The sequence below is a fragment of the Micrococcus sp. UYEF5 genome, from assembly GCF_040546065.1.
GTDB classification, from domain to species: domain Bacteria; phylum Actinomycetota; class Actinomycetes; order Actinomycetales; family Micrococcaceae; genus Micrococcus; species Micrococcus luteus.
Window position 1 is genome coordinate 155250 of record NZ_JBEPNB010000004.1, and the last position, 10116, is coordinate 165365.

The 10116-nt window shown below is 75.2% G+C and carries 9 protein-coding genes; all 9 read right to left on the bottom strand.

Going from position 1 to position 10116, the window contains the following annotated elements:
* Positions 1–50 precede the first annotated feature (50 nt).
* Positions 51–1466, bottom strand: a complete 1416-nt coding sequence (locus ABIB16_RS05880) for an NAD(P)/FAD-dependent oxidoreductase (protein WP_060973857.1) — start codon at positions 1464–1466, stop codon at positions 51–53.
* A gap of 53 nt (positions 1467–1519) precedes the next feature.
* Positions 1520–3118, bottom strand: a complete 1599-nt coding sequence (locus tag ABIB16_RS05885) for a DUF501 domain-containing protein (RefSeq protein ID WP_141843381.1) — start codon at positions 3116–3118, stop codon at positions 1520–1522.
* Positions 3119–3168: 50 nt separating this feature from the next.
* Positions 3169–3981 carry an FtsB family cell division protein gene (locus ABIB16_RS05890; RefSeq protein WP_134416304.1) on the bottom strand — a complete coding sequence of 271 codons (813 nt, stop codon included), beginning with the start codon at positions 3979–3981 and terminating at the stop codon, positions 3169–3171.
* A gap of 137 nt (positions 3982–4118) precedes the next feature.
* Positions 4119–5396 carry a phosphopyruvate hydratase gene (gene eno / locus ABIB16_RS05895; protein WP_063189010.1) on the bottom strand — a complete coding sequence of 426 codons (1278 nt, stop codon included), beginning with the start codon at positions 5394–5396 and terminating at the stop codon, positions 4119–4121.
* 177 nt (positions 5397–5573) lie between these two features.
* Entirely contained in the window at positions 5574–6380 is an 807-nt protein-coding gene (locus tag ABIB16_RS05900) for a MazG nucleotide pyrophosphohydrolase domain-containing protein (protein ID WP_122053959.1), read from the bottom strand.
* A gap of 7 nt (positions 6381–6387) precedes the next feature.
* The gene (locus ABIB16_RS05905; RefSeq protein ID WP_036384864.1) at positions 6388–7599 is read right to left on the bottom strand and encodes an adenosine deaminase; all 1212 of its coding nucleotides are present in this window, start codon (positions 7597–7599) and stop codon (positions 6388–6390) included.
* 24 nt (positions 7600–7623) lie between these two features.
* Positions 7624–8271 (bottom strand): DedA family protein, encoded by a 648-nt coding sequence (locus ABIB16_RS05910; protein ID WP_036336738.1) that lies wholly within the window; start codon positions 8269–8271, stop codon positions 7624–7626.
* Between the two features lie 4 nt (positions 8272–8275).
* Positions 8276–9610: a thymidine phosphorylase gene (locus ABIB16_RS05915; protein WP_036336740.1), complete on the bottom strand. Its 1335-nt coding sequence runs from the start codon at positions 9608–9610 to the stop codon at positions 8276–8278.
* 74 nt (positions 9611–9684) lie between these two features.
* Complete coding sequence (locus ABIB16_RS05920) at positions 9685–10116, bottom strand: cytidine deaminase (RefSeq protein ID WP_036336742.1); 432 nt, start codon at positions 10114–10116, stop codon at positions 9685–9687.

Here is a 10116-nt window from a genome sequence, read left to right on the forward strand (position 1 = left end):
GGCCCCGCCCGATGCGCTCGGACGGGGCCGGCGGCCCGCTGGCTGCGGGATCAGCCCTTCGAGGACTCGAGGGCCCGCTGCCGCTCGAAGCGGCCGGGCTCGAGCTCGACGCCCGCGGCGCGGCGGAACGGGTTGAACGGGGTGTCCAGGCCCGCCACCGAGGTGGAGTCACGGCCGAACAGGGTCTCGGCGACCCAGCCGGACAGGATGCGGAACTTCCGCTCCAGGGTGGGCATCGCGTAGCCGTGGTAGCCGCGGTGGGCCAGGAACGCCGGGATGCCGGCGATCTTGGTGCCCAGCGGGTTGCCCACGCCGCGGCCGAAGCCCAGCCCCGCCACGGTGCCCAGGGACTTGTGCACGTACTCCTGCACCTCGCCCTCGCCGTGGCGCACGGCCATGTAGTTGGCGGCCAGACGCTTGGCCTGACGGATGGCGTGCTGGGCGTTCGGGACGCAGAAGCCGCCCGGGCCGGCCCCGGTCAGGTCCGGCACGGCGGAGACGTCGCCGCAGGCCCACGCACCCTCGAGCGCGCCGGCCTCGCCGTCCTTGATCTGCAGGGTGGGGGTGGCCTCCACGCGGCCGCGGTCGTCCACCGGGAAGTCGGTGCTCCTGACCACGGAGTTGGCCACCACGCCGGCGCACCACACGAGGGTGTCCGCCGCGAAGGTCTCCGCCTCCTCCTTGGAGGGCATGGCCACGAGCTTCATGACGCCGTCCGTGGCGTCGCCCAGCGAGGTGTTGAGCAGGACCTCGATGCCGCGGTCCTTCAGGTGCTCCACCACGCCCTGGGCCTGCTCCTCGGAGACCTCGGGCATGATGCGGCCCATGGCCTCGACGAGGACGATCCGGATCTCCGACTGGGAGAGGCGCTCGTTGCGCTCCACGGCGTTGCGGATGAGGTTCTCCATCTCCGCGATGGCCTCGATCCCGGCGAAGCCGCCGCCCACCACCACGAAGGTCAGGGCACGCTTGCGCTCCTCGGCGTCCGTCATCAGGGAACCGGCGTCCAGGCGCTCCAGGATCTGGTTGCGCAGCTGGACGGCCTCCTCGACCGAGCGCAGACCGATGCCCTGCTCGCCCAGACCCGGGATGGGGAACACGCGGGTCACGGCGCCCGCGGTCATCACGATGTCCTGGTACGGGATCTCGAACTCGTCGCCGCCCTCGCCGCGCACCACGGCGGTGCGGCCGGCGTGGTCCACGGACACGACGGCGCCGCGGACGACCTCGGCGTCCTTGAGGTGCGTCTGCAGGTCCACGTTCACGTGGCGGCCCTCGATGTGGCCGCCCACGACCTCGGGCAGGAACGGGTAGTACGTCATGTACGGGCGGGGGTCGACGACGGTCACGACGCCGCCGCGCTCGGCGACCTTCTTCTGCAGCTCGCGGGCGACATGGAACCCGGCGTAGCCGCCGCCGACGATCAGCAGGCGCGGCTTGGGAGACAGTTCAGGAGTGAGAGACATACCGCCAGTCTACGCACGCACGGGCCCGGCCCCTCCACTCTCCGCCGTCGTGGTCAGGACCGCAGCGAGAGCACGATCCCGTCCAGGATGTCGTGCTCGCTCGCCCAGGCCTCGGTGACGCCCGCGACCTCGGCCACCCGCTCCAGGACGGTGCTCCACAGCAGCGCGCCCGCGCCGATCACGTCCACCCGTCCCGGGTGCATGAACCCCCGCTCGGCGCGTTCGGCCCGGGTCGCCGCCACGAGGCCCTCCGCCGCCGCGCGGAACTCGGCGATCGGCAGGCGCGCACCGTGGATGGCCTCGGGCTCGTACGTGCTGAGCCCGAGGGCCTCGGCGGTCACGGTGGTCACCGAGCCGGCCACGCCGACCACGCGCGCCACGCGTTCCAGCGGCAGGCGGGCGGCGGCGTCGTCGAGGAGGCGGCGGGCGTCCGCGCGGGCCGCGGCGACCTCGTCCGACGTCGGGGGGTCGGAGCGCAGATGACGCTCGGTGAACCGCACGCAGCCCATGTCCAGGCTGACCGCGCCCACGACCTCGCCCGCGGGCGTGCCGACGACCAGCTCGGTGGAGCCGCCGCCGAGGTCCACGACGAGCACGAGGTCCTCCGGGCCCAGGTCCGCGGTCTCGACGGCGGAGACGGCGCCCGCGAAGGACAGGCCGGCCTCCTCGGCGCCCGAGACGACCTCCGGCTCGACGCCGAGCCGCTCCCGGACGCCGTCGACGAACGCGGCCCGGTTGGAGACGTCCCGGCTGGCGGAGGTGGCCACGAACCGGACCCGGCCGGCGTGGTGGCGCTGGACCAGGCGGGCGTACTCGTCCACCGCCGCGAAGGTGCGCTCCAGCGCGGCGTCGGAGAACGCGCCGGTGGCGTCCACGCCCTCGCCCAGGCGCACCACGCGCATCTCGCGCACGACGTCGGCCAGCGGCGCCGTCGGGTCGGCCACGGCGCCGGTGGTCTCATCCGTCCCGGCCGGCCGGGAGATCAGCAGGCGGATGGAGTTCGTGCCGCAGTCCACGCCGGCCACCGTGACCTCCTTGAGCGCGGCGACGCGTTCGAGGTGCCTCACGTGCCGGGACAGGTCCTTCGTGGGCACCGCCGCGGCCTCGTCCCACGCGCCCTCGCACGCGCAGACCTCGGGCGTCCACCACGGGGCCACCAGGGCGATCGCCTCGTCACCGAGCGGGTTCACCCCCGGCCCGGCCGCGAGCGCGTGGCCCACGAGGGCGTGCAGGCACTTCACGCGCTCGGGCATGCCGCCGGCCGAGACCCCGGCGATCTCCGGGACGGGCCCCGTGCCGGCCTCGGCCCCGACCCGGTCCCGCTCGGCGATGTAGGCCTCGTGCGCCGCGCGGTGCGCGGCCGCGAGCGCGGGGTCCTGGGCGAGGCGGTCGTTCATGCGCGCCATCTCCCCGTCCGCCTCCACGCGCGAGACCGCCGCCGTCAGCACGGGGTGCGTCAGGTAGAAGGTCGTGGGGAACGGGATGCCGTTGGAGAGCCGCGGCGCGGTGGTGGCCACGAGGGGGTTGCCGCACACGCAGCGGGCACCGATCTCCACGACGTCCCGGACCGGGCGGCCGAGCTGGCGGGACAGGGTGTCCAGGTCCTGCTCGGTGACGGTGCGGTCCTGGGCGGGGCGGGGGCTGACGGTCATGGTGTCCTCGGGGGTGCGGGGGTGGTGCGGGCGGGGGCGGGACGCGGGGTTCACTCGAGCCCGGCGCGGACGGCCGAGTCCCACAGGCCCTCGGCCCACGGCAGGCGGGTGTTGACGACCTCGTCCGCGCCGGCGGCGGGCGTGTCCTCGGCCTCGGTGTCGGTCTCGGAGGGCCGCCCCGTCACGGAGTACAGGGTCTCCCCCGGCATGACCAGCTCGAGACGCTCACGCGCCTGCTGGGTCACGTAGGCGGGATCGTCCCACAGCTGGATCCGCCGTTCGTAGTCCTCGCGCTGGGCCTGCATGGTGGCGATCTCCTCGCGCGCGGCCGAGATCTCCAGCTGCTGGTTCAGGAACGCGCGCAGCGTGGGCGCCACCAGGACGGCGGCCACCAGCAGCACGGCGACGACGATGAGCGAGCGGCCCGTGATCTGCCGGGCCGGCACCGGCTCCGGCAGCGGGGCCCGACGGCGGGCGGCCGTGGCGGCGGCGGATGCGGCGCGGCGGGGGGCGGGCCGGGGCCGACGCCCGGCCGGGCGGGCCGGAGCCGTGCGGCGCGGGGGTGCCGACGGGGATGCGGGGGCGGCGGTGTCCCCGGCGGGGGCCGTGTCGGCCCGGTCCGCGTCCGGGTGCCCGTCCAGGTGTCCGGGGTGACCGGCCTGGCGGCGCTCCTGGACGCTCTGCAGGTCGATGACCTCTGCGTCCGTCGCCGCGGGCGCCGGCGTGGGGGCCGCGGGGGTCGGCGTGGGCGTGTCCGCCTTCGGGGAGGCCGTCGTCGGGGCCGCCGGGGCCGCGACGGCGGTCCGGCGCGGGGCGCCCGTCGTCGGGTCGACACGGGGCACGCGGGGGCGGCGCGGACTCATCGCGGACTCCTTCGGACGCGTGGCGGGGACCCTCCCAGCCTACTGCCCGCCCCTGGCAGGCTCCTGGCCGCCCCCGGGACGGACGCGGGCCCGCCCGGAGGGATCCGGGCGGGCCCGCGCGTCGTCGTCGGGGACGGTCAGCCGCGGAAGCGCGGGAAGGCGGAGCGGCCCGCGTAGACGGCGGCGTCGGCCAGGTCCTCCTCGATGCGCAGCAGCTGGTTGTACTTGGCCACGCGGTCCGAGCGGGCCGGGGCGCCGGTCTTGATCTGGCCGGCGTTGGTGGCCACCGCGAGGTCCGCGATGAACGTGTCCTCGGTCTCGCCCGAGCGGTGCGAGATCATGCAGTGGAACATGTGGCGCTGGGCCAGGGCGATCGCGTCGAAGGTCTCGGTCAGGGAGCCGATCTGGTTGACCTTCACGAGCAGGGCGTTGCCGGCCTTCTCGTCGATGCCGCGCTGCAGCCGCTCCACGTTGGTGACGAACAGGTCGTCGCCCACCAGCTGGACGCGATCGCCCAGCTGCGCGGTCAGGTGCTGCCAGCCGTCCCAGTCGTCCTCGTCGAGCGGGTCCTCGATGGAGACGATCGGGTAGTTGTCCACCAGCTCGGTGTAGTAGGCGGCCATCTCCTCGGCGGAGCGCTGCTGGCCCTCGAAGGTGTAGGAGCCCTTGTCGAAGAACTCGGAGGAGGCGACGTCCAGCGCCAGCGCGATGTCCTCGCCCAGGCGGTAGCCGGCCTTCGTCACGGCCTCGGCGATGAGGTCCAGGGCGGCGCGGTTGGACTCCAGGGACGGGGCGAACCCGCCCTCGTCGCCCAGGCCGGTGGACAGGCCCTTCTCCTGCAGCACGGTCTTCAGGGCGTGGTAGACCTCGGTGCCCCAGCGCAGGGCCTCGCGGAAGGACGGGGCGCCGATCGGGGCGATCATGAACTCCTGGATGTCCACGTTGGAGTCCGCGTGGGCGCCGCCGTTGAGGATGTTCATCATCGGCACGGGCAGCACGTGGGCGTTCGGGCCGCCCAGGTACTTGTAGAGCATGAGGTCGGAGGCCTGCGCGGCGGCCACGGCGACGGCCATCGACACGCCCAGGATCGCGTTCGCGCCCAGCGTGCCCTTGTTGGGGGTGCCGTCCAGGTCCCGCATCGCGCGGTCCACGGCGCGCTGGTCCGCGGCGAACTCGCCCTCGAGCTCCTCCGCGATGCCCTCGACCGCGGCGACGGCGTCCAGCACGCCCTTCCCGCCGTAGCGCTTCTTGTCCCCGTCACGGCGCTCGACCGCCTCGAACTCGCCGGTGGACGCGCCCGAGGGCACGGCCGCGCGGCCCAGGGAGCCGTCGGTGAGCAGGACCTCCACCTCGACGGTGGGGTTGCCGCGCGAGTCGAGGATCTCGCGAGCGTGGATGGCGTCGATCAGGGCCATGGACGGGTCTCCTTCAATCGAAGTCGGAAGTCGTGCCCGCGGCGTGGACACGGCCTCAGCCTAGCGGGGACCTCCGGTTCCGGTCGGCCGCGCGCCGGCGACAAGACCGCCGTTCCCCCCGGCTGCGATGTCGCTGGGGCGCGGTCGGGGCTGCGGCCGGGCCGGCGCGGCGCCGCGTCAGCCGGACGGACGCAGCGCCGACCAGTCCCCCGCACGCACTCGCGCCACCGTGGTGCGCAGGGCCCGTTCGGGGTCGAGCCCCGCCGCCCGGGCCCGGCGCACCAGCGCGAACAGCTCCGCCCCGAGCGCGGCCTCGTCGGGCCACACCGCCGCCGGGCGCTCCCCCGCCTCGGCGGCCGGCGCCGGGACGTGCGCCGCGAGCGGGTCCGGCTCCTGCCGGGCCGCGCGGTCGACCACCTTCGCGGCGGCGGCCAGCGCCGGCAGCCGGGCCGGGATGTCGCCGACGTCGAGGCCCGGGCCGGTGCCGCCGTCGCCGTGGGCCGGGGCGGCGGACGAGAGCCCCGCGGCCGCCCGCTCCTGCGCCTTGACCCGCTCCCAGGCCAGCTCGACGGCCTCCGGCGTGACGGCGGCGAGCTCCTCGGCCGGGCGCAGGCCGCCCTCGGGGGTGAGCACGAGCGGGTTGCGCCGGATCATCTTGGCCGTGAGGGCGTCGGCGGCGTCGTCCACGCGGAACCCGGCCGTCTCCGCCGGGGCGCCCGGCGCCCGGGAGACGGCGGCGTGCAGGACCACCTGGAACAGGACGTCCCCGAGCTCGGCGGCCAGGGCGGGGTACGCGCCGTCGGCCCGACGCGCGGGCACGTCGGCCCACGCGGCGGCGTCGCGGGACTCGATCTCCGCCACCGCCTCGTACGCCTCCTCCACGAGGTACTCGGCGAGGTCGGCATGCGTGAGCGCGGCCGTCCACGGGCAGTGGTCGCGCAGGGCCTCGACCACCGCCACCAGACGGTCCACACTCGCGCTCACGGGCGGATCAGTCGTCCTCGTCCTCGTCGTCCAGCTCCTCGAGGACCGGGCCGACGGCGTCGCCGGAGATGACCTCGCCCCAGCCGGCCACGAGGATCTCGGCGAGGTCCTCGCGCTCGTCCACGGACAGGAAGGCGGCCTCGGCCGCGTTGAGCTGCAGGTCCAGCAGCTCGGAGAGCGAGTAGCCGAAGGTCTCGGCGAGCAGGTAGAGCTCGTCGGTCAGGGACACGTCCGAGACGAGCCGGTTGTCCGTGTTCACGGTGACGCGGAAGCCGAGCTGCACGAGCAGGTCGATGGGATGGCCCGCGATGCCCGCCGCGGCGTCCACCGCGCCGGTCTGCAGGTTCGAGGACGGGCAGACCTCCAGGGCGATCTGCCGGTCCCGCACCCACGCGGCGGTCTCGCCCAGGTCCACGATGCCGGTCAGCTCGTCCAGCTGCTCGCCGTCCTCGTCCACGCCGCCGTACTCCACCGAGATGTCCTCCGCCAGGCGCACGCCGTGGCCCAGGCGCAGGGCGCGGCCGTCCACGAGGGCCGAGCGGACGGAGTCCAGGCCGTCGCCCTCGCCCGCGTGCACGGTGACGGGCAGGTGGTGGGCGGCCAGCCACGTGAAGGTGTCGGCGAAGCGGGAGGGCGGGAACCCGGCCTCGGCGCCCGCGATGTCGAAGCCCACGACGCCGGCCTCGCGGTGGCGCACGGCCAGCTCGGCGATCTCCTGGGCCCGGTCGGCGTGCCGCATCGCGGTGACCAGCTGGCCCACGCGGATCACGTGGCCCGCGGCGTCGGCGGCCTCGACCGCCTCGTCCAGGCCGGCCTGCACGGCCTCGACGGCCTCGTCCAGGCTCAGCCCGCCGGCCAGGTGCTGCTCGGGGGCCCAGCGGATCTCGCCGTAGACGACGCCGTCGGCGACCAGGTCCTCGACGAACTCGCGGGCCACGCGGCGCAGCTGCTCGCGGGTCTGCATCACGGCGGTGGTCAGGGCGAAGACCTGCAGGTACTTCTCGAGGGACTCGCCGTTGGCGTGCTCGGCGATCCACTCGGCCAGGCCCTCGACGGTGTCCGCGGGGACCTCGACGCCGGCCTCGCGGGCCAGGTCGAGGACGGTGCCCACGCGCAGGCCGCCGTCGAGGTGGTCGTGGAGGGAGACCTTGGGCAGGACGGCCAGGTCGACCTCGAGCGGGGAGGGGGATGCGGTGTCCGGAAGCTGCGTCGTCGTCACGGGCGTCACTCTACGGCAGGGCGCTCAGCGCAGGGCCTCCTGCTCGGCCAGGGTGAGGCCCTTCACCCCGGCGCCCAGCCGGCGGCGCAGCAGGGCCTTGAGCAGGCGGTCCAGCAGCAGGCCCACGAGCGCGGCACCCGTCACGGAGACGGCGATCTGCAGCACCGGGTTCTCCAGCCAGCCCGCGGTCAGGCGCGCGATCATGATCGAGTACGCGGCCCAGCTGGCCGTGGAGAGCAGGTCCAGCGCCACGAACCGCACCGGCGGATAGCGGGTGGCGCCGGCCGTGAGGTTCAGGGCCACGCGGCCGCCGGGGATGAACCGGGCGGTGAACAGCAGCAGCGCGCCGTGGCTGTGCAGGTGGTGACGGGCGACCTCGACCGTGGCCCGCACCCGCCGCAGCCGCATCCACCGGAACCGCTCCACGCCCACGGCACGGCCGATCGCGTACGCGGCCACGTCCCCCAGGAACGCGCCCGCGAAGCCGACCCCCCACAGCGCCCACAGGGAGAACGGATGCCCGTCGCGGACGATCGCGCCGAGGGCCACCAGCACCGACTCCGACGGGAAGATCGGCACGATGCCGTCGAGCAGGCACAGCAGCAGCGTCAGCGGCAGGACCCACCACTGCGCGGAGGCGTGGAGGATCGCCCCCTCGAGCCACGCGAGCATCCGGTCAGCCGATCCGGTCCAGGATCACGGAGCGCTCGCGCAGGGCCCGGGCGGCGTCGTCGTCGAGCTCGCCGACGGACCAGCCGCCGGCGAGCGCGGCCCTCGCCCGCTCGAAGCGCTCCGGCGTGTCCGTGTGCAGGGTCAGCACCTTCTGACCCCGGGCCACGCGCTCGCCGGGGCGCACGTGCACCTCGACGCCGGCCGCGGCCTGGACGGCCTGGCCCTGTCGCTCCCGCCCGGCGCCGAGGCGCCACGCGGTCAGGCCCACGGCCATCGCGTCCAGCTCGGTGAGGACGCCGTCCGTCTCCGCGACGACGTCCTCGGTGTGGGCCGCCGTCGGGAGGGCTGCGCGGGGGTCGCCGCCCTGGGCCTCGATCATCCGGTTCCACACGTCCATCGCCCGGCCGTTGGCCAGGTGCTCGGCCGGGTCCACGTCCGTGACCCCGGCGCCGGCGAGCATCGCGGCGGCGAGCGCCACGGTGAGCTCCACGACGTCGGCCGGGCCGCCGCCGGCGAGCACCTCCACCGACTCGCGGACCTCGAGGGCGTTGCCGGCCGTCCGGCCCAGGGGCACGGACATGTCCGTGAGCAGCGCCGAGGTGTCCACCCCGGCGTCCCGGCCGAGGTCCACCATGGTCCGGGCCAGCTCGCGGGCGGACGCCTCGTCCTTCATGAACGCGCCCGAGCCGCACTTGACGTCCAGCACGAGGGCGCCGGTGCCCTCGGCGATCTTCTTGGACATGATCGAGGAGGCGATCAGCGGGATGGCCTCCACCGTGCCCGTGACGTCGCGCAGGGCGTACAGGCGCTTGTCCGCCGGGGCCAGGCCGGAGCCGGCGGCGCAGATCACCGCGCCCACCTCGGAGAGCTGGCGCAGCATCGCCTCGTTGCTGAGGTCGGCCCGCCACCCGGGGATCGCCTCGAGCTTGTCCAGGGTGCCGCCGGTGTGGCCGAGGCCGCGGCCGGACAGCTGCGGCACGGCCACCCCGAAGGAGGCCACGAGCGGGGCCAGCGGCAGGGTGATCTTGTCCCCCACGCCGCCGGTGGAGTGCTTGTCCGCGGTGGCCAGGGGGCGGCCGTCCGGGGTGGTGAGCCCGCCGAAGTCCATGCGCTCGCCCGAGGCGATCATCGCGTCCGTCCAGCGGGCGATCTCGGCGCGGTCCATGCCGTTGAGCAGGATCGCCATGGCCAGGGCGGACATCTGCTCGTCCGCCACCACGCCGCGGGTGTACGCGTCCACCACCCAGTCGATCTGCTCGGGGGACAGCGTCCCCCGGTCCCGCTTGGTGCGGATCACCTCGACGGCGTCGAAGGGCTCGGCCTGCGGCTGCGCGGTCATGGGGGTCTCCTCGGGGGACGGCTGCGACGGTCAGCCTCCGACTCTAGCGAGCGGGCCCGGGAGCGCGCCGCAGGTCAGGGACGGTCCGCCCGCTCCAGGTCGGCCGGGCCGAAGGCGTCCGGCAGCACCGCGTCGATCCCCCGCTCCCCCGCCGGGGTGAGCAGCACGAGCCCGGGGGCGCGGAACTCGTACAGCAGCTGGCGGCACCGCCCGCAGGGCATGGTGAGCACGCCCGCGCCGTCCACGCACACGAACGCGGCCAGTCGGCCGCCCCCGCCCATGCGCAGGTCGGCCAGCAGCGCGCACTCGGCGCACAGGGTCAGCCCGTAGGACGCGTTCTCGATGTTGCAGCCCGAGACGAGGCGGCCGTCGTCGGTGAGCGCGGCGGCGCCCACCCGGAACCCCGAGTAGGGCACGTAGGCGTGCTCCGTGGCGGCCAGGGCCGCGGCCCGCAGCCGGTCCCAGTCCACGCGCGGCGCCGTCGTCGTGTGCTGCCCGTCCGCCAC

Coding starts and splice junctions, on each gene's coding strand:
- ABIB16_RS05880 (WP_060973857.1), bottom strand. CDS start 1,466: ATGTCTCTCACTCCTGAACTGTCTCCCAAGCCGCGCCTGCTGATCGTC.
- ABIB16_RS05885 (WP_141843381.1), bottom strand. CDS start 3,118: ATGACCGTCAGCCCCCGCCCCGCCCAGGACCGCACCGTCACCGAGCAG.
- ABIB16_RS05890 (WP_134416304.1), bottom strand. CDS start 3,981: ATGAGTCCGCGCCGCCCCCGCGTGCCCCGTGTCGACCCGACGACGGGC.
- eno (WP_063189010.1), bottom strand. CDS start 5,396: ATGGCCCTGATCGACGCCATCCACGCTCGCGAGATCCTCGACTCGCGC.
- ABIB16_RS05910 (WP_036336738.1), bottom strand. CDS start 8,271: ATGCTCGCGTGGCTCGAGGGGGCGATCCTCCACGCCTCCGCGCAGTGG.
- ABIB16_RS05915 (WP_036336740.1), bottom strand. CDS start 9,610: ATGACCGCGCAGCCGCAGGCCGAGCCCTTCGACGCCGTCGAGGTGATC.